At 69.8% G+C, this 24,243-nt stretch carries 20 protein-coding genes and 1 pseudogene; 8 read left to right on the top strand and 13 right to left on the bottom strand.

Annotation, left to right across the window (positions count from 1 at the left end):
* Nucleotides 1-367: 367 nt before the first annotated feature.
* Together ACWBNA_RS24530 and ACWBNA_RS24525 are read right to left on the bottom strand one after the other, a co-directional pair.
* Complete coding sequence (locus ACWBNA_RS24530) at nt 368-1,510, bottom strand: LacI family DNA-binding transcriptional regulator (RefSeq protein ID WP_482706650.1); 1,143 nt, start codon at nt 1,508-1,510, stop codon at nt 368-370.
* A 536-nt stretch (nt 1,511-2,046) separates the two neighbouring features.
* Entirely contained in the window at nt 2,047-3,102 is a 1,056-nt protein-coding gene (locus ACWBNA_RS24525) for an aldo/keto reductase (protein ID WP_482706649.1), read from the bottom strand.
* Nucleotides 3,103-3,355: 253 nt separating this feature from the next.
* Here ACWBNA_RS24525 and ACWBNA_RS24520 point away from each other — a divergent pair, with 253 nt between their 5' ends.
* The gene (locus tag ACWBNA_RS24520) at nt 3,356-3,952 is read left to right on the top strand and encodes a TetR/AcrR family transcriptional regulator (protein WP_482706648.1); all 597 of its coding nucleotides are present in this window, start codon (nt 3,356-3,358) and stop codon (nt 3,950-3,952) included.
* A gap of 136 nt (nt 3,953-4,088) precedes the next feature.
* Nucleotides 4,089-4,469, top strand: a complete 381-nt coding sequence (locus tag ACWBNA_RS24515) for an antibiotic biosynthesis monooxygenase family protein (protein WP_482706647.1) — start codon at nt 4,089-4,091, stop codon at nt 4,467-4,469.
* Between the two features lie 57 nt (nt 4,470-4,526).
* Here the strand turns inward: ACWBNA_RS24515 and ACWBNA_RS24510 are convergent, their stop codons facing one another.
* The gene (locus tag ACWBNA_RS24510) at nt 4,527-5,114 is read right to left on the bottom strand and encodes a TetR/AcrR family transcriptional regulator (protein WP_482706646.1); all 588 of its coding nucleotides are present in this window, start codon (nt 5,112-5,114) and stop codon (nt 4,527-4,529) included.
* Between the two features lie 110 nt (nt 5,115-5,224).
* On the opposite strand from ACWBNA_RS24510, the gene ACWBNA_RS24505 reads away from it, so the two are divergent.
* Nucleotides 5,225-6,235, top strand: coding sequence for an NADP-dependent oxidoreductase (locus tag ACWBNA_RS24505; RefSeq protein WP_482706645.1), 1,011 nt, complete (start codon nt 5,225-5,227; stop codon nt 6,233-6,235).
* A gap of 53 nt (nt 6,236-6,288) precedes the next feature.
* Here ACWBNA_RS24505 and ACWBNA_RS24500 read toward each other — a convergent pair whose 3' ends face one another.
* From ACWBNA_RS24500 to ACWBNA_RS24490, 3 genes are all read right to left on the bottom strand, one after another.
* Nucleotides 6,289-7,788, bottom strand: coding sequence for a S1 RNA-binding domain-containing protein (locus ACWBNA_RS24500; RefSeq protein WP_482706644.1), 1,500 nt, complete (start codon nt 7,786-7,788; stop codon nt 6,289-6,291).
* A 195-nt stretch (nt 7,789-7,983) separates the two neighbouring features.
* The gene (locus ACWBNA_RS24495) at nt 7,984-9,420 is read right to left on the bottom strand and encodes a polyprenyl synthetase family protein (RefSeq protein WP_482706643.1); all 1,437 of its coding nucleotides are present in this window, start codon (nt 9,418-9,420) and stop codon (nt 7,984-7,986) included.
* Between the two features lie 90 nt (nt 9,421-9,510).
* Nucleotides 9,511-10,500 carry a LysR family transcriptional regulator gene (locus tag ACWBNA_RS24490; protein ID WP_482706642.1) on the bottom strand — a complete coding sequence of 330 codons (990 nt, stop codon included), beginning with the start codon at nt 10,498-10,500 and terminating at the stop codon, nt 9,511-9,513.
* Between the two features lie 44 nt (nt 10,501-10,544).
* On the opposite strand from ACWBNA_RS24490, the gene ACWBNA_RS24485 reads away from it, so the two are divergent.
* Both ACWBNA_RS24485 and ACWBNA_RS24480 read left to right on the top strand, forming a co-directional pair.
* Nucleotides 10,545-11,762: a nuclear transport factor 2 family protein gene (locus ACWBNA_RS24485; RefSeq protein WP_482706641.1), complete on the top strand. Its 1,218-nt coding sequence runs from the start codon at nt 10,545-10,547 to the stop codon at nt 11,760-11,762.
* A gap of 27 nt (nt 11,763-11,789) precedes the next feature.
* A complete protein-coding gene (locus ACWBNA_RS24480) occupies nt 11,790-12,074 on the top strand; it encodes a hypothetical protein (protein WP_482706640.1) in 285 nt (94 codons plus the stop codon).
* Nucleotides 12,075-12,597: 523 nt separating this feature from the next.
* Here ACWBNA_RS24480 and ACWBNA_RS24475 read toward each other — a convergent pair.
* The 6 genes from ACWBNA_RS24475 to ACWBNA_RS24450 all read right to left on the bottom strand — a co-directional run bounded on the left by ACWBNA_RS24475 (nt 12,598) and on the right by ACWBNA_RS24450 (nt 19,215).
* Complete coding sequence (locus tag ACWBNA_RS24475; protein ID WP_482706639.1) at nt 12,598-13,584, bottom strand: hypothetical protein; 987 nt, start codon at nt 13,582-13,584, stop codon at nt 12,598-12,600.
* A 73-nt stretch (nt 13,585-13,657) separates the two neighbouring features.
* Nucleotides 13,658-14,623 carry an SCO2521 family protein gene (locus ACWBNA_RS24470; RefSeq protein ID WP_482706638.1) on the bottom strand — a complete coding sequence of 322 codons (966 nt, stop codon included), beginning with the start codon at nt 14,621-14,623 and terminating at the stop codon, nt 13,658-13,660.
* A 1-nt stretch (nt 14,624) separates the two neighbouring features.
* Complete coding sequence (locus ACWBNA_RS24465; RefSeq protein ID WP_482706637.1) at nt 14,625-15,611, bottom strand: SCO2522 family protein; 987 nt, start codon at nt 15,609-15,611, stop codon at nt 14,625-14,627.
* Complete coding sequence (locus ACWBNA_RS24460; RefSeq protein ID WP_482706636.1) at nt 15,608-16,528, bottom strand: SCO2523 family variant P-loop protein; 921 nt, start codon at nt 16,526-16,528, stop codon at nt 15,608-15,610. Before ACWBNA_RS24460 ends, ACWBNA_RS24465 begins: the two co-directional genes overlap by 4 nt.
* A gap of 3 nt (nt 16,529-16,531) precedes the next feature.
* Complete coding sequence (locus ACWBNA_RS24455; RefSeq protein ID WP_482706635.1) at nt 16,532-18,394, bottom strand: SCO2524 family protein; 1,863 nt, start codon at nt 18,392-18,394, stop codon at nt 16,532-16,534.
* Between the two features lie 44 nt (nt 18,395-18,438).
* Nucleotides 18,439-19,215 (bottom strand): SCO2525 family SAM-dependent methyltransferase, encoded by a 777-nt coding sequence (locus ACWBNA_RS24450; RefSeq protein ID WP_482706634.1) that lies wholly within the window; start codon nt 19,213-19,215, stop codon nt 18,439-18,441.
* A 598-nt stretch (nt 19,216-19,813) separates the two neighbouring features.
* Between ACWBNA_RS24450 and ACWBNA_RS24445 the strand changes: the two genes are divergently transcribed.
* The 3 genes and pseudogenes from ACWBNA_RS24445 to ACWBNA_RS24435 all read left to right on the top strand — a co-directional run.
* Nucleotides 19,814-20,056, top strand: a complete 243-nt coding sequence (locus tag ACWBNA_RS24445) for a DUF5302 domain-containing protein (protein WP_482706633.1) — start codon at nt 19,814-19,816, stop codon at nt 20,054-20,056.
* 973 nt (nt 20,057-21,029) lie between these two features.
* On the top strand, nt 21,030-21,701 hold the full coding sequence (locus ACWBNA_RS24440; RefSeq protein ID WP_482706664.1) for an enoyl-CoA hydratase-related protein: 672 nt from the start codon (nt 21,030-21,032) through the stop codon (nt 21,699-21,701).
* An 82-nt stretch (nt 21,702-21,783) separates the two neighbouring features.
* A pseudogene (locus tag ACWBNA_RS24435) lies at nt 21,784-22,477 on the top strand (molybdopterin dinucleotide binding domain-containing protein); the annotation flags it as partial.
* A 177-nt stretch (nt 22,478-22,654) separates the two neighbouring features.
* Here ACWBNA_RS24435 and ACWBNA_RS24430 read toward each other — a convergent pair.
* The gene (locus tag ACWBNA_RS24430; RefSeq protein ID WP_482706632.1) at nt 22,655-24,175 is read right to left on the bottom strand and encodes an alpha/beta hydrolase; all 1,521 of its coding nucleotides are present in this window, start codon (nt 24,173-24,175) and stop codon (nt 22,655-22,657) included.
* Nucleotides 24,176-24,243 lie beyond the last annotated feature (68 nt).

The raw sequence follows: 24,243 nt of genomic DNA, 5'->3' as shown, positions 1-24,243 counted from the left end.
GTGAACTCCCGCCGGTGGCGAAGATGACGGCACGCCTGGCAAGGGCGTACGGAGGTGTGGTGGAGGCGAGGCGCAAAAGCGCCGACCGAGGCTCGGACACCGACGGGGGTCGGGTGCGGGTCCTCGTGGACCGGGGCCGGTGAGCCTTCGGTGTGCGGAGGTGGCGGTCGCGGCCGAAAAGAAGGGGGTGAAACCAGGGGCTGAGCGGGTGGGGAGACCTGGCTCAGCGCCTGCCGGGTTCAGGAACGGTCCCGCGGCGATCGTGCGGCGGAGGCGTGGAGGGGGGCGGGGCGTGACCGGAAGAAGCGGCTCGTCCTGACGTCACGCGCCCGCCCTGAGCATGCTGTTTCGGGCTGACCGGCGTGGGTCAGCGGTGGGTGGAGGGGCCTTGGTTCGCGAGCGGCGGATGGTCTGCACCCCCGAGTGAACGAGAGGCGGAACGCCGGCCGCGAGCCGAGGTCGTCCGGCTCGGTGGTGGCCCGGTCGAAGCGCGGATGATGAGATCGATGGGTGGATTGCTCGTCGGTAAGGGATCCGCGCTCGGATGCTCGATGGCATGCACCAGACGCTTGAGTCCCTCCTGCGCCACGGCGTCGAACGGCTGCCGCACCGTGGTCAGGGGAGGAGTCACATAGGCGGCGACCGGAATGTCGTCGAAGCCGACGACGCTGACGTCCTCCGGCACCCGACGTCCGGCCTCCGTCAGCGCGCGGATCAGGCCGATCGCCATGTCGTCGTTGGCGGCGAACACCGCTGTGACGTCATCGTCTTCGGCCAGTTCACGTCCCGCCCGGTACCCGGACGCGGCCGACCAGTCGCCCTCGACCACCGGCGGCACGGCCCTGCCGTGAGCGGTCAGCGTCGCCCGCCATCCCTCCAGGCGGTCCCGGGCGGCGTACCACCGCTGCGGACCGGCCAGGTGATGGACTGTCAGATGTCCGAGGTCCAGCAGGTGCTCGGTGGCGGTGTGTGCCATCAGGTCGGCACCACCCCCCGCGGTCAGTGCCCTGGGCGCGGTGACTGGTAGTGGCGCACCCAGGACGAGGACCGGAACGTCGATGGAGAACGAAGCGTCTCCCTCGGCACCTTCTTCGTCGATCGGTTCGGAGATGACGATGCCGTCCACGCCCTGATCGAGGAGCGAACTCACGGCACCGGTCACGCCCGAGGCGTCGCCCTCCATCGTGTTGACCACACGCAGCGCGTATCCCGTGTCCCGGACGACCCGCTCGACACCCATGAGCAGCGAGGCGGGTCCGTACAGGGCGGTGCCCAGCGTCACCACGCCGATGGATCGAGTGCGTCCGGTGGCCAGCGCCCGGGCGGCGTTGTTACGCCGGTAACCGAGCTCTTCAGCGGCTTCCAGGACGCGCCTGCGCACATCGGCGGAGACGTACTGCTCGTCATTGAAAACCCGCGACACCGTCTTCTGTGAGACCCCGGCCAGCCGGGCCACGTCCACGCTGCGCGGAGCCGCGGCGTCACCGCTCCGTGCTGTTCCTCGCGTCATGGTGTCTCCCGATGGCCCGGTGTACGACTCAGGATGTCAGAACCGCCAGTGGCTGACCGCGGAGTCTGTCTACGCAGTCATGTCTACGCAGTCATAAGGCCGTCGTCAAGAGTTCGGAACGTATCCGTAACCGCGACGGGACGGGGTGCAGGGACGGGCGCGGTGCTCTCGGGCACGGTCGGCGAGGTGTGCCGCCTTCGGGTTCCAGCCCGGCGGCTGCCCTGCTCAGGCGCGGTTTGACCCGGTGTCCAAGGGCGACGGACCTGCGGTCGCACCCCATTCAGGGTGCACCTGCGCGGAGTCGAGAACGGCGCGGGAGACAGCTTGTCCGGCGACGCCGACGGCAACGGCCACGTCGCTCCGCGGTTCGTCGTCGCTCCTCACGGGGTCAGGGGGCAGTGCTTCCAGCAGGGGCGTCGAGACGGGTCACTGCCCAGTCTCGGAGTTCCTCCAGTGCCGGGCGGATCGCCATGGGGCACGATGCGGGACGGAGTGGGCGCCGACGGCGTAGTGCCGCCGGCGGCCGGATCCGCGGCTCAGGCCGTGGGCGCGGCGGGCTGGGTGACGAGGGAGGCGTCACCGCCCTGGACGGCGTTTCGGGCGCCGGCGGCCGCCTCGTGGGGCACGCCGAGGGGGACCGCGCTGACGTCGGACAGGCGCGCGAACTGCTCCGGGGCGAGATGGACGTCCAGGGCGCCCAGGTAGTCGTCGAGCTGGGTGAGGCTGCGCGGACCGATGATCGGCACGAACGAGGTGGACGCCTGGGCGGCACGCTCACGCAGCCAGGCCACCGCCACCTGGGCGGGCGTCGCGCCGATCTCCTCGGCGACGGTCAGGACGGTGTCGACGACGGCTGTCTTCTGCTCGGTGCTCTCGGTGTGGATGACCGCCTTGAGGTCGGTCAGCCGTCCCTCGGTGCTGCGGCGGTACTTTCCGGTGAGCAGTCCGCCGCCGAGCGGGGACCACAGGGCGGCGCCGAGGCCCAGGCTCTCGGCCATCGGCAGCAGCTCGCGGTCGGCGGTCCTCTCGACGAGGCTGTACTCGACCTGGATGCCCGTGACCGGTGCCCAGTTCTTCAGGTCGGCGAGGGTGGCGGCGCGGGAGACCCGCCATGCGGGGAAGTTGGACAGGGCGGCGTGGACGATCTTGCCGGAGCTGACCAGATCGTCCAGCCCGCGCAGGATCTCCTCCATGGGCGTGAGGTCGTCGGGGAAGTGGACCCAGTACAGGTCGATGTAGTCGGTGCCGAGGCGCTTCAGGCTCGCCTCCAGCGACGTGACCATGTTCTTGCGGCTGTTGCCCGTCCTGGAGATGCCGGGCCGCGGGGAGGCTCCGTTGGTGAACTTGGTGGCCAGGACGAAGTGGTCGCGGTCGGCGGCGACGAACTTTCCCACCAGTTCTTCGGACTCGCCGAACTGGTAGCTGTCCGCGGTGTCGAGAAACGTTCCGCCGGCCTCGGCGAACCTGTCGAACATCCGGCGTGCCTCGTCAGGCTCGGCACCGGCACCCCAGCCGGTGCCGAAGTTGCCCGTGCCGAGGGCGTACTCGGAGACGCGAAGTCCGGTCCGCCGTCCGAAGGTGGTGTAACGCATCAAATCTCCTTGGTGCTGATTTCGCATCGATACTCGGGGCGGACGGTGGCGGGCCGGCGCCGGCCCGGGCGTGGCCCCGCGGGGGCGTGAGAAGGCGCTGAGTGCGCCCCGACGGGTGCGGCGTCGGCGAACCACTCGTCCGTGTGCAGCGCGATGTGATGCGGGGCGTGGCTAAGTAAGACGATCGGTGTACTTAAGCCTCCACCGTAGCTGGCTCACCGGCTTATGTAAAACGATCGGTATGCTTAAGGCTGTGACCGAATCTCCCCCTGTACGTCGGCGTCGTGGGCGTGGCGCCCGGGAGCGGATCCTGAAAGCGGCGACCGAGTTGTTCACGGCGCAGGGGATCAACGCGACCGGGATGGACCAGCTGTCGACCGTCGCCGAGGTGTCGAAACGCACCCTCTACACGCACTTCCCCAGCAAGGACGAGCTCGTCGGGGCATACCTGCGGTCCCTGGTGGACGATCTCCTGCCCGTCCCCCCGGCGCCCGCCCGACCGACACCGAGCCCGCGTGAGCAGCTCCTCGCAATCTTCGAGTGGAAGCGGCCGGAAACCACCGCTCCGTTCCGGGGATGCCCGTTCCTGAACGTCGGTGTCGAGGTACCGGACCCCGGGCATTCCGCCCGCCGGCTGGCCGCGGCGTACAAGAGGGAGTTCGCCCGCCGCCTCACGGACATCGCACGGCAGGCCGGGGCGGCGGACCCGGAGACCCTCGGTGAGCAACTGGCCCTGCTCTTCGACGGTGCGGCCGCGCGCGGCACAGCACTCAACAGCGGCCACACGCGCGCGTGCGCGCGATCCATCGCGGAGTCGTTGGTCGATGCCGCCCTCGACGACCGTCAGTGACACGGGACTTCAGTGGTAGGTCGGCGACTGAGCTGGTGGGGAGCCCGGACAGTTTTGGTCAAGAGCTCGATCCCTTATGTATCCCGTTCGGGAAAGACGCTGGATCGTTGGGTACCCCCCGCCCTACGGTGACGTCATGAGCAATCACTCGGTAGCGCCTGTCGCACCCGTCGTGGCCTTTGAACCTCCCTACTACGTGGCTGTCTTCACCGCGGTGCGAACCCAGGACCAGACCGGCTACAGCGAGACCAACACACGCATGGAGGAACTGGTGAAGGACGTCCCGGGGTTCCTGGGAATGGACCACGCGCAGACTCCGGGCGGGCTGTCCATCACCGTCGGGTACTTCCGCGACGCCGACGCCCTCACGGAGTGGCGGTCCAACGCCGAGCACCGCTCGGCGCAAAAGCGCGGGCAAGCCGAGTGGTACCAGAGCTACACGCTGCATGTGGCGAAAGTGGAGCGGAGCCACGGGTTCACGCGAACGGAGGTCCCGCAGAGTTCGACGGCGGGCTGACCAACCGAAGTCACCTCAGTGACCGTCCCGCCATAAGCCCGCGTAGAACCGATTCCGCTACGGGCCCGGGGGCGGCGTTCCCCCGGGCCCGGTGCTCGCCGGGTTCGTCAGGATCGCGCTCGCGACAACATCGAAGAGGTGATCGGCGCGTGGGGCCAGTGCGGGCTGATCGCCGAGCCACGCGAGCGCCGCTATCAGCGCGAACAGATCGGTGCCATCGAGATCGGCCCGCGCGTGGCCCGCGGCCTGGGCGCGTTCGAGGAGCCGCCCACCCGCTGCGCGCAGGGTGACGCACGAAGCGTGGAGTGCGGACTCGGTGTCCTCGATGGCGGCTGCCATCAGCACTGTCACGCCCCGGTACTCCGTGGTCCACGCGACACAGTCGCGTACCCATGAAGCGAGAGCGTTTCCAGGCGAGTTCGCCGTCTCGAGTTCGCCTGCCCTTGCCGTCAGTTCGTCGAAACTCGTGCGGAGCAGGGCGTCGAGCAGCGCCTCGCGGGTCGGGAAGTGGCGCAGCAGTGTCGCGAGCCCGACGTCGGCCCTGCGTGCGATGTCGCGCAGGGATACGTCGACGCCTTGCTCGGAGATGGCGGTGCCCGCTACGGCGAGCACGTGGTCGCGGTTCTTCCTGGCGTCGGCCCGCATCTGCCCCTCTTGACTATCCGGATCAGTGGTCCATATATTCGGATCAGTGGTCCAGTTATGTGGAGCGCTGATCCGAATAAGCCTATCCCGCAGCGCGGGCAGGAGAAACGATGCCGACACACACGATGAGGGCGATCCGGCTCCATGAGCACGGCGGCCCTGAAGTGCTGCGCTACGACGAGGTGCCGATACCCGAGCCGGGGCCGGGTGAGGTGCTCGTCCGCGTGCACGCGATCGGGGTCAATCCTCCGGACCGGTACCTGCGCGACGGGCTGACCAGGATGCCTGGGGAGACGGAATCGGCGGTCAGCCTGCCGGTTATTCCGGGAACGGACGTGTCGGGCGTCGTCGAGGCCGTCGCCGCGGATGTGGACGGCCTCGCCCTGGGCGACGAGGTCTTCGGCCTTCTTCGTTTTCCCGGCTTCGACGGCAGCGCCTACGCCGAGTACGTGGCCGCGCCCGCGTCGGACCTCGCACGCAAGCCGGCCGGCATCGACCATGTCCACGCCGCCGGGACGCCCATGGCCGGGCTGACGGCGTGGCAGTTCCTGATCGAGGTCGGCCACGACCACCCCTCGCCCTTCCAGAAGGCACGGCATCGCCCGACGGCACTCGACGCCGACACGACGGTGCTCATCAACGGCGCCGCGGGCGGCGTGGGGCACTTCGCGCTACAGCTGGCGAAAGGGAAGGGTGCGCGGGTCATCGCGGTGGCATCGGGCGCGCATGAAGCGTTCCTGAAAGAGCTCGGCGCCGACCAGTTCATCGACTACACCAAGAGCCGTCCCGAGGAACTAGTGCGCGACGTCGACCTCGTTCTCGACACCGTCGGTGGCCCCACCAGCAAGCGTTTCCTGCGCACGCTCAAGCGCGGCGGAGCCCAGTTCCCCGTGCTCCCCGGGGACTTCGCCGAAGAAGAGATCGCGAAGCTGGGCGTCACGGTCTCGAGCGCCCAGGTCCGTTCGAACGGCGCGCAGCTTGCTGAACTGGGGCGCCTGTTCGACGCGGGCACGGTCCGCGTCGCGATCGACAGCACGTTCGCGCTCGCGGACGCCCGAGCAGCGCACGAACGCGCCGCCCGAGGGCACATCCAGGGCAAGATCGTGCTGACGGTCGTATAGAGACGAGCCGCGAGCCCGCCGGCCGGCATTCCCCTGGAGGTGGGTCCGCAGCCTCAGTACTCTCCGCAGGCGAGAGCCTGCAGATGGGAGAGCGTGATCCGGCGCCGTGCAGTGTCGACGTCCACGATCTTCACGGTGAGACGGTCACCGACCTGGATCACGTCCTCGGGCCGCTCCACGTGCCCTTCGGCCAACTCCGTGAGGTGCACCAGACCTTCGAGACCGTCGTCTCCGTCTTCGATACGAACGAAGGCGCCGAACGGAACGAGTCTGGTCACGACCCCGCTCGTGATCTGACCGACCTGCTGGAGGAACTGCAGCAGGGGGTCTTCTTGCAATGCCTTGAGGGACAGCGGCACTCTCTCCCTCACCAGGTCGACATCGAGGATCTCGGCCGAGATCCTCTGACCGACGCTGACGACCTCGGTGGGGTGATCGATGTGCCGCCAGGACAGCTGGGGAATGTTGATCATCGCGGTGAAGCCCCCGATGTCCACGAAGGTCACACCGAAGTCGGCGATCTTCGTGACCGTGCCCGTGCGGATCTCCCCACGGCGGAGCGTCTTCAGGAACGCCCAGTTCCGGTCGCTCGGCGTCGGATCGGTCCTCCACCGGGCACGCAGGACGCCGTCGCTGTCGGGCAGGACAGCGGTGAACAGCGGATGACGTTCATCGGCCGACAGGGACAGGGCCGCGGCGGCCCGGGCACCTGCCACCTGGGCGGCCAGTCGGGGGTACTCGGACTCGTCGGCGATCGTGCTGGTGATCGAGCCATCCTCGTCCTCCCAAACGAGCTCCACCAAACCGTCGTCGGGCAGCGCGGCGAGGACCGCATCGACATCGGCGGACAGCTCCGGCCAGACGATCAGCTGGGCACGAGGGGCGAGCCGGGCGCGTACCGCGTCGAGGGTGCCCTCGGTGAGGCGGTGCCAGCGGGAGGCGTTGGAGAGGTATACCTCCTCCAGTATCGCCGCCTGCCCGCCGGCGACGGACCAGCGCAGACGGGCCCAGAAGACCTCGTCGGCGGGCCGCTGTACGCCAGGTTCATCAAGGTCCGCATCATAGGGCGAGGCCTCCAGCCGTTCCGGGAAGAGCCCGAGTGCTCGGGTGCGGGCGGCTGCCCTCTCGCAGGGGTCCTCGCTGGTGACGTAGACGTACTGGTCCCATCCGACGTGGACGGTGAACCTGTCCTCGACCTCCAGGCAGCACCAGGCGCCGTTGTCGCGGAGCATGACCCGGACCAGCTCGAGACCTACGGACAGGGGCACTTCCGCACCATCGTGGAACCCGCTGAGATCGGGCGGGAAGAGCCCGGCAAGGCCGTGAGCGTCGACGGCCGGCTCCCGGCCGAAGTGGGCAACGCCGACGACCCCCGGCTCACGTATGTTCAGGCGGTCGACGCCGGTGTCCTCGGCGAAAGCGGCAATCGCCTGCAAGTAGGCCGCCTCGACCGGCCCGTGGTCGCTGATCGTGTCCTCATTGCCTGTGTAGCTGCCGTGCTCGTCGCGGTCGGCAGGGTCGTACTTGGTGATCCGGTAGACGAAAGGCGGCACATTGCTCCCGTGGTCGTTGCCGAAGTCCGCCCGTCGGGTGACCTCGTAGCGGGAGCGTAGTGCGGCACGGCACGCCCATCACCACCTGATTCGGCGTCTGCCGCGCCGCCGGGGCTGTCCTGACCGGGCCCCGGCCCCGGCCCCGACGCCGCCTCCATCCCGTGCGAGTCGGCTCCGGCCGAGGCCGACATGGGCTCAGTGGCGCACGGTTTCGGCGCAATCCTCGTCGGTGCGGGCCAGTCGGGCGACGAGATCCCGGAAGCGTTCCCGGCTCAGGAGACCGACGCTCTCCTCGGCACGTTCCGTGACACCGTCCCGGTCGATGGCCAGCCACTGGAGCATGAACGCCGGGATGTCGCCCGGGGCGCCGCACTCCTCCAGCGCCGCCCGCCGTACCTGCGGAAGGCGGTCCAGAACCGCTTCCAGGTAGTCCAGAGCCAGCTCATGGATGCCGTGCCGGGCGTACATGTCCTGCACGGCTTCGGCGTCCGCGTCGGTGTCCTTGCCGACGCGGTTCCTGAGCGTGAGCAGCATTTCGGCCGCGTCCTCGTCGGTCAACGGCCCCAGCAGACCCTTCGCCTTGTGTACGGCAAGGCAGAGCTGGATGGTCGGCTCCCCGTGGCGGACGTCCTCACCGGTGGGGTTGTCGACGATGTCGTCGATCACACAGGCCGCGGTCGTCGCACCCGCGATGTAGTCCATGAGCGCCTGCCCGTCGGTGACTCGCGCTCCATAGCAGGCCAGCAGGCGGCTCATGTCGACGATGAAGTGGATCCAGTCCGTCGCGCGGTTGAACACGACGCTGCGGTAGGAGTCCAGCGTGAGGTGGTCCACAGGCACGGAGGAGGGGACGGCTCCGTCGGCCGGAACCCGCGTACGCCTCAGATCCTGTTCCGCCTGGTACGCGAAGTGGTGCGCGCAGTGGTTGATCTGCCGCACCGCGCGGTCGTGCAGCTGCTGTTTGAACGGGTGGTGGTCCGGCACCGCTGACGAGAGCACGTTCAGTGCCTGGGCCGCCAGGATGAGGTTGTCGTTGGCGAACGAGCGAGGATGGCGTACGTGCCAGGCCGGGCGGCCGTTGCGCACGAGGGCTCCGTCCATCCAGTCGTCCGTGAGGATCGTGAGCGTGGTCAGCCAGTCCGCCGCCGTCGCCACCGCGTAGACCAGCCGCATGTGAGCCCGGGTCTGATACTCCGGCGGCGTAATGCGCCGGTAGAGGTGGATCAGCAGCGCCGCCGCGTAGTGATGCTGCCAGGACGACGACCACACTTCGCTCCCCAGATGTTCGGTCCACACCTGGTTGTGACTCCGTGTCAGGTGAGAGTCGTCGTAGCCGAACAGGGGAATCGCGGCCAGTTCGTCACACACCTCGCGGTACGGCCCGTCCACCTCCTGCCGCAGCGCCGCCAGATCCATCTCCCCGTACAGGCGGAAGCGTTCGGCCGGCAGGTTCTGCACCGGCAGCGCCGTGCGGCGGACGTCCGAACCGTCCGGCAGCAGCAGAAACCTGTTCGCGAACGCGGCCGTCCGGCGGTTGTCCGGGTCGTGACTGCCCGCGAAGCGGGTCCCTTCGAGACCGAACAGCGTACGCAGGTCCTGTCGGGACACGGACCGGTCGGTGATGGTCGACATCGTCACTCCTTGGCTTGTCGGCGCGTTCTCCCCGCTCCCGAGTGAGATAGCGGCAAGGCCGCCCCCGACGCGCCGTCAGCCGGGTCCCGCTCACCCAGGAGGCCGAGCGACTTCACCGCAGAAACGATCAGGTTCGGGAACGCCAGCGGCTTGGGGGTCCGCCTCGGTCGGCCGGCGAGCCGCTGGGCCCTGAGGGACCAACGCGAGGGCACTGGCGAGCTGGTCGATCAGTGGGGCTGTGGAGGGGTGGGGATCGCGACGCGGTGTGATCGCGTAGATCCCACGGGTCGGAGGATCGATGAGAGCCACGGTGGTGACGTCGGCCCGCAGTGCGCCTGCCAGCACCCCGGGTATCAGCGCGATGGCGTGGCCGGTCGCGACCAGGGCCAGCTTGCCGAGCAGATCGGACGCGGTGAGGTCGATGCGGGCGCTGACCCCGGCACGGGCGGCGTGCTGACGCAGGAGCGCCGCCGAGCCGTCGTTGTCCTCGACCCAGGTCTGGTCGGCCAGCGTCTGAACGTGCACCGGGCCGCGTCCGGCCTGCTGATGGTCGATGGGCACGACGACGACCATGTCGTCCAGCCCGAGAAACCGTCGTTCGACTCGCTGGTCATGGGGCAGCCCTGGCGGCGCGTCGGTCACGACGGCGATGTCGAGATCGCCGGCGATCACGCGGTGGTGCAGTTGCGCGCTCAGGTCGGGGAGCAGACTCCACCGGAGGGACCCGGTCTGCTGCAGCAGGCCCCGGATGGCCTCGGGGACGATGCCTGCGGCGAGAGAGGGTGTGGCACCGACGGCCAGCGGCCGATTGGCCGACCCGTCGCGGACGTCTCGTGCGGCGCGGACGGCGCGCTCGGCCTCGTTGAGCGTGACCTGGGCGTGGCGCCGGAAGACCTCGCCGGCCGGCGTCGGACGCACGCCGCGCGCATGGCGCTCCATCAGGGGAACGCCGAGCTGCCGCTCCAGCCCGGCGATCTGCCGGGAGACCGCCGACTGCGTGTGGTTGAGCTCGGCGGCCGCCGCCGACAGCGACCCGAGTCGGCACACGGTCACGAAGGTCTGCCACACCGTCAGTTCCATGGCGCCAGTATGCCCGTGAGGTATGCGTGTTCCGCAGGGTCCTCATGCGAAATCTGCGCTTGTCGCAGTTGTCGAGGTGCAGCACTGTGGCCCGCATGACCACATCGCACACGATCGCCGTCCTCGGCCTGGGGCGCATGGGCGGCGCGATCGCGACACGACTGGCCGCCCAGGGCTGGGACGTCGTCGGCTGGACACGCTCCGGGCGCACAGCGGGCGCCGTCAAGACGAGCGGCGATCCGAACGAGGCCGTGGCGAAGGCCGGCCTCGTGCTCCTGGCGTTGTTCGACGGCCCGGCCTGCCGCCAGGTCCTCGACGACATCCGCGACTCGCTGCGCACGGACACGATCGTGCTGAACACCAGCACCATCGCCCCCGCCGAAGCGTCGAGGCTGGCCCGGCGACTCGGCGCGTCCTACGTCCACGCGCCCGTACTTGGCTCGGTGCCCGCTGCCGCCGCCGGCGCCCTGCAGATTCTCGCCGCCGCAGACCAAGACGCGCTCGACCGGGTCCGCCCCGTTCTGGAGACGCTCGGCACCGTGCGGCCCGTCGATGACGCCGCCACCGCCGCCGCGCTCAAACTGATCGCCAACAACAGTCTCGCCGGCGCCGTCCTCGCGCTGCGCGACGCGCTGCGTCAGGCCGACGCCCTGGGCCTGCCCCGTGCCCAGGTGCTGGACGTCCTCGAACTCGGCCCGCTCGGCGGGCTCGTGGCCCGCAAACGAACCTTTCTCGCCGGCCGGTCGGCCGCCGTCACGGCCGAATTCACGATCGGTGCGCTGGCCAAGGACATGGCCCTGCTGGCCGCCGCCTCGAACACCCCCCTGCGCAGCGCGGCCGGCCTGACCGACACTCCTGCCGACCCTGAAGCCGACATCGCCGTGGCCGCCACTGTCCCCGCCGTCGAGGACGCCGTGCTCGAACCGCTCCGCGCCTACGTCCGCGGACACGCCACCGGCGACCCCACCCACTTCCGGGCCGCGTTCCTGCCCACCGCCCACATCGAGGGAATCCGGGACGGCGCATTCGTCTCGTGGCCCCTGGACGAGTACTGCGCTCTCTTCCACGGCCGGCCGGCTCCGGACGAAGCCGCCCGCTCCCGCCGTATCGACGCCATCGACGTCCACGGCACCGTCGCGACGGCGACCATGACGCTGTCGCACGGCTCCGACACCTTCACCGACGTCTTCCTTTTGGTCCGCGTCGACGACAGTTGGCGGATCGCCAACAAGGCCTACCACCGGCACTCCCACTACCGCTGATGAATACCCCGTACCGCGAGGAGTCGGATGAGCGGCACGACCCTTGACGACACCGCGGCAGGCTCCGTGGCCGTCACCCACGTGATCCGCGGCGAGGTCGACCACGGCTCACACACCACCCACTGCCGCCCGGGCGCGGCCTTCACCGCACCGGCACTCGACCTCGACCGCCTCGTGTGGCGGGAGGGTGCGGGCGACGAGAACACCGTGGACGATGTACGAGGACTGGTCGCGGAGTCGGCGCCAGCGGTACTTCGGAGAGCGGGAAGCCCAGGACTTCGAGCAACGGACGGGCCACAAGGACGGGGGTGACGACTCCCTCGGCACGGCACTGGCGAATCTGAACTTCCCTGTCTGGCAGTCCCTCGATGCCATGCGCCTGGTGCGAACTCTCCTCCGAGGCGACCCGCACCCCGTACCGGGTCGCGAGCATCAGGCACTGCGCCCTGGATTCGCACACCGCGACGGACGCAACCTCCCGGACGGTTCGCGTCCCCCGGACCCCTCGGACGGGAGCCGACTGACCCCGGTGCGCTGCTCGCGGGCTGGTGCACCTGCTCACCCATTCCGGTCCGCGCCCAGGTCCTCAACACGGTCCCGGTCAACGGCCTGATCATCCGCGTGAGCGTCTACAAGCGCGTCCTCACCACCACCCGCCTCGATCCGACCCCACCGGACCGGGCGGCCTGGCCCGCACCCTCTCGGCCTGGACGGTCGCCGGCGAGGCGACAATCACCACGATCACAGCCCCGCCGGGCACCCTGGCAGCCCTGACGGACCCATGCACCGCACTGGCGGCGCGGGGGTCTGCTGCCAGTGACGCCGGGGCTGCTGTTCACGTCTGGGGGTCTGCGGACGGATCCGGCAGAGGGACCGACTCGAGGGCGACTTCCCACAGTTCGTTGAACTCCCTGCCCCTGTCGGCGACTCGACGGGCGTCCGCGTCCAGTCTGGTCTGGAGGTTTCTCGCGTCACGGTCCGGCTCGTACTCCAGATACACCTCGCCGTCGAAGATCACGATGTCCCGCCTTGCCGCCAGGGTCTGCAGTTCGGGGGGCAGGAAGCGCATATGGATTCCCAGATTGCGCTGTCGTTGCCAGCGTCGGGTGAACCGGGTCATGAAGTCGGAGTCGCGTGCCTGGATCTCGTTGATCTCGGTCTGGTTGATGATGACGATCCGTCGGATGGTCACCTGGTAGTTCCGCATGGCCGCCACCTGCGCCGCCAGGTACGGACCCGCCGGGTCGGTGTCCCAGAAGACCCGGTCGACGGCACTCGTCGTGGCGTCGATCGTGCGTCGGGCGCAGCCGGTGAGCTTGATGAGCCATTCGTTGTTGTCCCGCGGCCAGTGTGCGGTCAGGCCGGTCAGGGCGGAGACGACCGAGGCGAGGCTCTCGATCTCGGCACGGGTGAAGGCCTTCACGATGTCCGGACCTTCGCGTCCCACCTGGGTCGCGCTCTTGATCAGACGCCTCGCGTCACTGGTACTCATGCCCGCCTGGGACAGCTCGGTCAGGAGCCCGGCGGCCTCGCTGAGCTGGGTGAAGTGGTCGTGCAGCTCTCGGGTGCGGGCGCGCTGGCCGTCCTCCATGGTGGCCAGCCGCTGCTCGAAGTCGACCATGTACTGCACGATCAGCGCCGAACCGCCGATCACGATGGCCATCGCGAGTTTCCACAGCTCGTCCTGGGACTGGTTGATCAGGTTGGTGATGACATAGGCGACCGTGCTCACGACGACGGTGATCAGTATTTTGAGCACGACGGGCGCTATGCGCACCCCTTGCGTTCCGCCCGGCTGCGGTGTGCCCGGCTCTCCGTCCATACCCTGCCTCCCCCTGCCAGGTGTTCGAAAGATGGTGCCCGTCAGCCCGTCAGCCCGTCAGCCCGTCAGCCCGTCAGCCCGAGGGCAGTACCTCACGTCGAGTGAGGGTCCTCAGGACGAGTTGGTCGCGGATGCGCTGGGCGAGGGCGTTCCACTGCCTGCTGTAGCCCGGGGCCCTCTCCAGTTCGTCCCAGACGGCGTGCAGGGTGGGCTCCACCCGGGCCAGCGGCATCCACAGGTGCAGAAGATGGTCGACGAGCGGGCGCAGCACCTTCAGGGCGGCCCGGTCGTCCTCGGAGCCGACTCGCAGTCCGTCGAGTTTGTCCGCGACGGTCGTCAGCAGCCAGTCCTGCCGGGCGAGATCCTCGCAGAGCCCGGCCGCAGCGGTGGCTTCGGTGCCGCGTGGGAGGCGGAGTGCGATCAGACGCAGACCGTCTTCGGCCTTGGTGAACCGCACCGACGTCTCCTCCCCGTCGGCCGCGGACACAGCCGTCCAGCGCAGGCTGGTGTCGAAGGAGGTGAGCGGTGTGTCGTGGTCGAGGAGCCGGTGCTGCCGGGAGACTCTCGCCAGCAGGCCCTCCGCGATCGGTCCGACGTCCAGCTCGCCCTGCCGGCGACCCGTGAGGAAGCCTTCCGTGACCGCCTTCTCGGGGAGCCGTCCGACCGGGATCAGCTCGCCCGGGCGGACCAGGTAGTAGCCCCAGGGGCGGCGCCGGTCGGGGCCTGCGGCCGGCGTGGCGAAGTACACCGTCGACTGCAGGACCCGGCCCTCGACGAGCACCGCGCGGGCCGTGACCGTGCCGACCGCGCGGACTCTGGCGCCGTTGGCGGTGGGCAGCCGACAGTCGACTCCGGTGAGGACGTCCGGCGAGAGGGCACACCGGTTGGGGTGCCGGGAGAGCCGTACGCGTTCGTCGGCCCGCAGCCGCAGCAGTCGTACGGCGGTCTGCTCGTCGACCGCGTCGCGGGTGGGCAGCAGACAGGTGCGCACCTCGCCGCAGACGAGGGCAGGACCGGTGGGCGTGCCCAGACCGTCCATGTCACAGCCCCGGCGGGAAGACGTAGGAGGTGCGGTCCACCACGCTGTCGGGCACGGCGAAGCCCTCCGCCGCGGACCGCTGCGCGACCTGGGTGAGCGCCTCGGCCTGGACGTGAACCTGATCGAGAACGACGCGTACGGCGTGTTCGACGGGCAGGAACCGGCCCGGCAGCACGCTGCAGGTGCCGTATGCGGCGAAAGGCGCGGCCTTCGGGTTGAGGCGGGTCACGGGCGGCAGGGCGTCCCAGTCGGCTGGGAACTCCCGGCCGTCCCAAGGGGTGGGTGACAACACCGCCCGGCCGTTGTCGCGCAGCAGGCCGAGCCGGACCAGCTGCCAGACGGAGGCGAGGAAGGCGCAGGACCAGGCGCGCTCGTCGTCGGGGCCGCTCCACAGTTCGACGTCCATGAAGACGGAGTGGCCGCGCGCGCCGGTCTCGCTGGGCGACTGCCAGACGGTGCCGACGGGGTCCAGGGCCGCGGAGGTGCGCTGGGCGGGACCGCGTCGGCCGTTGGTGAGCCAGCCGGTGCGGCTGACGGGCGGGCGGAAGCCGTTGCTGCCGGGCGGCGGGGACTCCACGAGCCGGTGCAGCACTGCCTCGGCGGGTTCGGCCCGGTCCCGGTGGGCGGGGTCGGGTGCGGCGCAGCCGGACTCGCGGGCCAGGTAGTCGATGGTGAGGCCGGCGTCGGCGGCGGCCTCGAGGAGCGGCGGGATCAGTTCCGCGGGGGTGGAGAGCCGGGAGAAGTAGTCGTCGATGAGGAAGCAGGTGCTGACCCGGGCCCGTCCTCCCGCGGGCAGCGGGCCGAGACCGGCGCGCGCGGCGTCCGCCCAGGGCCGTACGGCGGCGAAGTGCCGACGGAGTCGGTCGGGCCCCTCGGAGAAGTCCTCCATGTACAAGTGACCGAGTTCCAGGGAGAGATGGGAGAACGGAACGGATTCCGTGCGCGGCTCGGCGCTGGTCTCCCGGAACACCCCGACGGGCTGGTTCACGGTTCCCCCCAGAAGCTGTCGTCGGTCACCCTCCGGGCGAGGTCTCCCAGGGCCTGCCACGTCTCGCGGGCGGCGATTTTGAGGTCGTGCACGTCCACGTCGGTGATGAGGCGCTCCTGCCATTGCAGGACGGGTTCCAGCGGAATGGACGACAGCACCCGGGTCTTGCCGACCCCGAGCTCGGCGGCGAGCCCTTCTAGTTCCGCGTCGCACTTGCGCATCCACGCGTACTGCGCGGGCGGCACCTGCGACCACAGCAGCGATTCCAGGTCGGGCACCGCGGCACGGACGAAACGGATCGATTCGTGGAGCGTGTCCCGTCGGTGGCCCCTGTGCACACCGGCCTCGAGAATGCCCTTCCCGCCGTGGACGAGATCCGCAGCCGCTCTCACATGCTGGCGGGTCCAGCGGTGGAAGACGAGCCACCGGCTGGTGAGCCGGCCTAGCCCGCCTCGTGGTGAGGTGGCGGACAGCACGAGATCCACCGCGTAACTGCGTCCCGCGCTCAGGTCCACGACGACGACGTCGAACTCGCGCGTGAGGCGCAGCACCAGATCCGAGCAGCGGCGCAGATTCTCGTCGTCGGTGACGAACTCCCCGCCGGTACGGTCGCCGGGCAGCAGCACCAGTCGGCCGGCTGTTCCGCGCCGGTCGTGGAGCCTTGGGTGTTCGGTGCGGGCCCAGACGTCGACGCGGAGCGGCTCTCCGATGTCGCCCTTGAGGTACGAGTGCAGGCCGTGTCCCTCGGCCTCGGAGGGCGCGTCGGGCAGGTCGAACACCGCGGCGGCGGTGGGCGAGCCGAAATCGAAGTCCAGGTAGCAGACGTCGTCTCCGTCGAGGGCGCGATGGTAGGCGAGGTTGGCGCTGGTCACGGAGCGGCCGGTGCCTCCCTTGTCGGAGGCCGCGAGGACGAGCACGCTTCACACCCCCGGGAAGTCTGGCGCGCTCCGGGCGCGGGCGAGGGAGTCGAGCCGTGCGAGGGACCGAAGCGCCAGCGCGTGGGCGGTGCCGGGCTGCACGTCGACCAGCTGCCGGGCGCGGCGGAGGTCCGCCTCGATCTCCTGGTGCACCTCGTCCTCGGGGCTCCTGGGATGGGGGGCGGGCTGGCTCACCAGTTCCTCGCCGAAGAGGCGGGCTGCCTCGCCGATCGCCGCCCGGGCCAGCGCGGACAGGTCGGGGCTACGGATAAGTGGCCAGGTGTACAGGGCGTGCGCGGCGACCATGGCCTCCATGACGCGTTCGGTGACGGTCCAGGACAACTGCCGGCGGCGGGGCGGGCTTTCGGGGTACACGGCCCGCACCTCGTCCCACAGGCCCGCTTCCTCGCCCTCCCGGATACGGCGCTGCCAGACATGGCCCAGGATCTCCTCGGCGAGCCGCAGCAGGCGGTCCCGGGTGCTGAGGCTCCGGGACAGCGCGCCCAGTTGGACGGTCCGCTTGAGCAGTTGGGCGGAGAAGTCCGCCATGGTCCACTTCATGGCCGGACCGAGTTCCTCGCTGCCGAGCAGGGGCATGCCGGTTCCAGGGCTGTGCAGGGCGAGCGCCGGGTCCTCGCGGACCGTGCCGCTGGTGATCCTGCCTCGTTCCGCGAGGCGCTCCATGACACCGGCGATCCGGGTGAGGTCCTCGGCGCCGGCGCGGCGGCGGAGCAGGTCGTGGACGAGGATGGAGGTCACGCACAAGGAGAAGTACTCGGACTCCAGCTGCTGCAGGGTGGTGCGCCAGGGGATCTCCTCCAGGGGCCAGGTGCCGTCGTCGAAGCGCGCGAGGGCGGACCAGTACTGCTGGGTGATCTCCCAACGGAGTTGCAGTGCCTCGGCCAGCTTCTGCTGTTCGGTGTTGAGCAGCCCGAGGACGAGGGTGCGCTCGGAGAAGATGTCGATGATGCCGTCGAGGGCGACGACGGTGAAGTAGAGGTAGGGCACCGGGCGGGCCACGCCCCGGGGCTGCACACCGATGCTCTCGGCGATCGCGGGATCCACCGGGACCTCGGGAGCGTCCCGCACGATGCTCCAGGCCCAGCCACACTCGAACAGCCGCTTGTCGTTGCGCAGTTCGTCGGTGACGTCGGGGGCGAGTCCGAGCACGAGACTTTCGGTGATGACTCCGCGCAGGGACTTGAAACGGTCTTGGAAGCGGGCCAGGACCTGCCGCTCCGAGAGCCGGCCGCGGCCGAGGAGCCTGGCGAGTGCCTGGCCCTGGTCGGAGGAGATGTCGACGACGTTGACGGTGAAGGAGCGCACCAGGCTCACCATCGCCGCGGTCAGGCGGGCGCTGGCCGCCTCCGTGAGCTTGTCGATCAGGTCGAGGGTGGACGCCCGCCCGGTCTTGCTTCGGTACATCTTGAGGAACCCGAGGGTGGCCAGGCACAGGGAGACCGACATGGAGTAGGAGTCGACGACCCCGAGTTCCCGTTGTGCCGGTAAGAGTTCCCGGTCGGGGTCCTCGGCGGCGAAGTAGTGGCCCCCCGCGAAGGAAGGGCCCGCCTCGCCACGGTACCGCTCCATGAAGTCACCGAGGATCTCCACGAGGCTCGCGGGAATCCCGCTGGAGTCGCCCACGCTCCGCAGGGCCCTCTCCACATCGAGCTGGGTGGTGTCGGGGTCGTCCAGGCGGAACGAGGCGAGCTCCGTGGCGGGGTACATCAGGCACAGCAGCCGCTCCGCGTCGGCCACACTGCTGAGCCCGGCCGACTCGCCCCAGGACCACGCCCCTTCGTGGAAGGAGTGGCTGGCCACGGCAGACCAGAGCTCCAACAGGTTCTGACGCGGCCTGATCAGCATTCTGTGCCCCCTCACAGATCACTTCGCCCCGCCGGGAGGGCACTTCAAGAGGTACCCGTCTTGCGGAAGCCGCAAGCAAGGATCATGGAGGTGTAACCCTTGCGCGCCTCGTCCGGCTTGCCGACACGGTGGATCCGGAGGCCCTCGGCGTAGGCGTCGACCGTGTCACGGATGTCGGACTGGTCCACGTCGCAGGCAGGGAAGTGGGTGTCTCCCACCGTGTAACCCTCGGAGTGCTCCATGAACGCGGCGGCGAAGGGCGACCCCGGTGCGAGGGACTCCAGGAAGCACCGCACCGCGTCCCGGAACTCGCGGTAGTCCGTGGACAGGGACTCCGCGACGAAGAACATGGTCCCGAGCTGCCAGTGTGCGGGCCGGTCGACCAGATCGAAGAGGTCGCCCTGCTCGATTCGGGCGACCTCGCCGAACCTGTCCCACGGCCCGCCGGGCAGCGCGGCGTAGGCCTCGTCGCGGCACAACTCCTGCCAGAAGGCGTCCCAGCCGGGATCGTGCTGCTTGAACTGCCGTTCCAGATAGTGCAGGTTCGGCGTCGAACGGTCCAGCAGGGTGATCTGTTCGCACCAGGGCAGCATCATGAAGCTCGGATAGAGGTTCGCTCCGGCACCGACGTCGATTCCCCGGGCCCGCAGGCCTGGAAACCGACGGAAATGATCACTGAAGTGGGCCCGCGCGATGAGCATGATTTCCGAGTCGACGCGGAGCACGGTGCAGTAGTTCTTCGTGACGTACGCCACGGGGTCGAAAGCGTCCCATTGCGTGTCTGCGTTCAGCTGGGGTCTTCCCGGTGATCCCAAGGACATGCCCCACGGTATCAACCCGCCCTGGCCGTAGCCCCGTTCGAACCGGACGTCTCTCCTGGCTCTTGAACAGCCCCGAGTCTGCGGTCCAGTCTGTTTCAATGCCGGGCAACTCGCCCTTGGCCGCGGATCCGTTGGGTCATCGAACGCGGTCTGCCCGACCTCGTCCTCTCGGTCGAACCGGAACAACAGCCCGGCCGTCTCCCTCTACGCATGACTCGGGACGCCCCAAGCCCAACGGCTCGACGGGGTCAGCAGCCGCTCGTGCACTGCATCTGCACGCCGGCGCGGAGCGGCTTCACCGAGATGCGGTGGCAGTGGCCCTTGCTCGGGCCGTGGCAGATGAACCCGGCCGGCCACGCGGCGGACAGGTGCGGGGGTCGACGGGCGCCCGGCCAGTCAAACCCCTGCGAAGGTTGTGCGAGATGTCTCCTGAGCGCCGAAAACGCCCCCGGGCAGCGCGTCACTCCTGTAAAGCGATCAGGGATCTCTCAGGTCACCCATGGCTTGCCGCTCACACGCGCCCGAACTGAATTGGATCGCAGGACCTCATGGTCCATGACAAGCTGTGCTTCCCACTGCCCGAACCCAGGAGGTCACCATGACTGCAGAGCCCTCACAGCAGGAAGGTTCGGAGCCGGCCGACATCGAGGAGCCCGCACCGGCAACCGACGACGAAGGCCAGGACGACTTGAAGCGCAAGTTCCGGGAGGCCCTGGCGCGCAAGCGGGGTATGCAGGCGGACGCGGCCGCCCTTGCTGCCAACACGGACGCGTCGAAGATTCGCGGGGCGCACGGCCCGGCTGCGAGTCAGCGGTCGTTTCGGCGCAAGAGCGGCGGCTGAGTTCAGGCGGTCGTCGGAGTGGATTCGGCAAGGCACGGTGGGGCCACCGTGCTTGCCCACACTGACACGTGCGGTCATGAACCAAGCGGGGGACCTGCGCTTGGCCGCGCCCAACATGATCATCTTGCCGGAGGGTGCTGACCTCGGTGTTGGGCGTCTGGGTCTCTGACGGCGCCTCGGGACCGCGGTGGGGCCCGGTTCCGGGGGCCTGTGCTCAGATCGTGACGGGCGGGCTGGTGGTGCCGGAGATGTGGCCGCGCACGGTGAAGCGGACGGCCATCCCGGCTCGGTGGGTGAGGCGGGCATGAGATGGCGGCGAGGCCGGATGTGGGGCGAGCGCCTGCTGATACGGACAGAAGCCGCTGCGCCCCGCCCGCGGAACGGAAGCCTCCCATCGGCGTTCAACCTGCCTGATTGGCTGGTGGCTGTTCTCCGCCCGTTTGTTCAATCCCTTGAGCGAGCGGTGTTCGACACAGGGCATCACCTGGCGGTGGCAGCACCGTAGGAGCGGACCTTGTCCGTGACGAGCACCCGCGGCACCGTGGCGGTCGTCTTCGTCGTCAGACTGCGGAAGCAGCGCCTGGGCCGTAGTCGTGTCCCGACGGTTCTGCACGAGGACGTCCGGCACCATTGCGTCCTCGTCCACGGAACGAGCGGGCCTGTCCGCTCGCTGTTGATCTTGCTGAAGGCCTCGTCCGGATGCCACTTGCTCCTGCCTGCCGGCAAACGCTCGTACAGGCTCGACGTGGACGTCTCCCGCGCTCCGGCACAGTCCACGGCCGGCACCCGTACGCAGGCCACCTGGACCTTCGCCTCGGCGCACGTCTCCGGTGACACTGCCCAACGGCTCCCGCTGACGGTCGTCCGCTACACGCCCCACCTCTCGACGGCCAGTACCGCAAAACCCGGTACGACCCTCACCGTGCCTTTCAGCCTCCAGGGCGCGGCCACCAAGGTCGCCACGCTGCGCAAGCTGGCCTTCGCCGTCTCCCAGGACAACGTCTTCCTCCTCGACCTCGGAGACGGAGAGAACCGTTTCCACCCCGACTGGCTCACCGCCGTCGGCGCCGCCCTCGACGAGGTGGAGAAGGCGGAGGGCCCCCGCGCCCTGGTCACCACCGCCACCGGCAAGTTCTACTCCAACGGACTCGATCTGGACTGGGTGTTCGCCCACGCCGACCAGCACCAGGACTACCTCGTCTCCGTCCATGAGCTGTTCGCGCGGATGCTGTCGCTGCCGGCCATCACGGTGGCCGCGCTGCAGGGGCACACCTTCGCCGCCGGCGCGATGTTCTCCCTCGCCCACGACTTCCGCGTGATGCGCGCCGACCGCGGCTACTGGTGCCTGCCCGAAGCGGACATCAACATCCCCTTCACTCCCGGTATGGCCGCCCTGATCCAGTCCCGGCTGGCGCCCCAGACCGCGCATGAGGCCATGCTCACCGCCCGCCGCTACGGCGGCTCCGACGCCGCGGCCGCCGGCATCGTCGACCAGGCGGTCAGCGAGGACGCCGTGCGCTCCACCGCGATCGAGATCGCCCAGGCGCAGGTGAACAAGGCCGGCGACACCCTCGGCACCATCAAGGCCCGTATGTACGCCCCGGCCCTGGCCACCCTGCGCGACACGACCAACCCGCTCGGCTGAACAGCACCTCACCGACCGCTCACCCCGCGCCCCGGCTCGCCCCGCCCCGGCCCACCCCGGGGCTGCCCCAGCTGCCCACCGCATGAGGAGAAAGGGCACGACGCCGACCAGCTCGGCCTGTCCGACGGCAACCTCGCCCAAGTCACCACGACCCGCGGCGCCGCCCAGGCGGTCGTCGAGATCGACGACCGCCTGCAACCGGGGCACGAGGCCCTGCCCGACGGCTTCGACCTCGACCTGCCCACCGAGGACGGCGACACCGAACGCGCCGGCGTCATACTGAACACCCTCACCGACCTCACGTGGCGCGACCCCATCGCCGGCACCCCCTGGCACTGCAGCCTTCGGCAACAAGGAGGAGCTGTTCCGCAAGGTCCTGGAGCGCTACACCGAAGGCCCCAGCGCATACCTGGCCCGGGCCCTGGAGGAGCCGACCGCCCTCGGTGTCGCCACCGCGATCCTGGCCGGCACCGTCGAACCACCACCCGCCCGGCCCATCCTCACGGATGTCTGGCGTCCAGGGCGCCCTGACCACAAGCACCTCCGGCCAGGAAGTCCGTGACCTCCTCTTCGCCTGGCGCGACAACGGCTGCTCCCGCATTCGAGAACGGTTCCAGCGAGCCGTCGACGACGGCGACCTGCCCCCCGAGACCGACCCGGGGCTACTGGCCCGCTACCTCACCACCTTCGCCCACGGCATCGCCGTACAAGCCGCGAGTGGTGTCGGCCGCGACGAACTCCAGGACATGGCCGACGCCGCCCTGCGCAACTGCCCAATCTCCCAAGCCCTGCCCGGCGTACGTCTCTGGGCCATGTCGAGGTGCCTGTCGTTGCTCGTGTGGGCGCGACGTGTGACGTCGATGAACCGGCCTGAGCGGGAGGCCCGTCATCGGTGTGTCCGCCGACCTCTGGGCTTTCGCCGGAAGGGCTGGGCACGGCGCTCGGCCTCGGCGTCAGCCGGTCAGGTGGGTCACCACCGCGCCCATGGCGTGGTGCAGGGCCGGGCGGGTCTCCTCGGGTGCATCAAGGGTTTCGAAGCCGTGGTGGCCGTTCGGGACGTCGACCAGTTCCAGGTGTGCCCCGCAGTCCTTGGCCGCGGTCACGAACGCCTCCACGGTGGCGGCGATCTCGGGTGTCTCTCGCCCCGCACGCAGGAGGACGATGGGCAGGGGGCCCGCGTGCGTGACTGCCCGGGCCGGGTGGAAGCGACTGCCGGTCAGCCCCCAGCTGGGCAGCGGCGCCAGGACCGGGTAGGAGGCGGCCAGGCAGCGCAGCCATGCCGGGGGTTGTGTGAGCCAGTGCGCGGCGAGCAGCCCGCCACCGGAGAAGAACCACAGAGCGACCCGGTCGGGATCCACCCGGGGATCGGCACGCACCAGTTCCACCGCGGCGGTGACGTCCGCGGCGGCGCGCTCGTAGTCGGCGATGTCGTGCAGCCGATGGTCGAGCGTCACGCCGACCATGCCCTCGGCGGCCGCCAGGCGCGCGTATCCCACCAGGGTCGGCCAGTCGCGCGGCGTCGGCCGGGCCCCGGCGGGGACCGGGCCGCCGTGCACGAAGACCACAGCCGGTCGCGGGCCCTCCGCGTCGGGGACGTACAGGTCGACGTCTCCCTTGCGGTCCCGGGGTAGTTCGGGCACGTCCAGGGGGAACGGGCGCAGATGGGCGGGCGGTGCGTCGGCGCCGGCCGGTCGCAGGCGGCGCCCCTCGCCGGCCGCGGCGCGCAGCAGGACGTGCGCCAGGTCGATGGGGGAGGACAGCATCGGCCAGTGCCCGGTGGGCAGTTCGAAGAAGCTGACCTGAGGGTCGGTGAGGGCCGCGAGCATGGGGTCGCCGAAGTCGACGAGCCGCTGCACCAGGTCGACGCTGACGCCGTTACGAGTGCACAACACCCCGGTGGTGGGCACGGTGGCCACCGCTCCAGTCAGCCGCAGCGGCTGGAGCAGGGTGCCCAGCGGCTGCGGTGCGGCAAGGGCGGTGAGCCGGTCCAGTGCCGCGTCGGAGACGCCGGCGGTGCTGCCCCAGCGCTGCCACTCGTCACGGGTCGGCGGCGCCAACTCACCTTCGGCCTGACCGTGTTGTGCCCCTTCAGCCAGCTGCGCGCGCAGGGTCTGGTCCGGTACGGCGGCCAGGGCCGGGACGCCGTTCTGCGGCATCCCGCAGTCCAGGTACACGACGCGGGCAACACGCTGTGGCCGCCGGTCGGCGGCACCGAGCACCGGGTGGATGCCGTAGTCGTGACCGACGAGCACCATCTCCTGGCCGGATGCCGCGTCCACCGCGTCGATCACCTCGATCACGTCGGCGATGTGCGTCTCCAGATCGACGCGGGCTGACGTGGCGGGGCGGCCCGCGTCGACTCCGGTGAGCGGGACCGCGTGCACCTCGCTGCCCGCCGCGGTCAGCCGCGCGGCCGTCTCCTGCCACACATGGGTGCCGGTGAACACGCCCGCCACCATGATGAACACGGTCATGGCCCTCTTCTCTGGTCCGTCATATGGCGTCGCGCCGGTCGCGCACGCCGTGGTCCCGCGGACCGGGG

It is taken from the genome of Streptomyces sp. Q2 (assembly GCF_056820935.1).
This window is presented reverse-complemented; position numbering and strand designations above follow the sequence as displayed.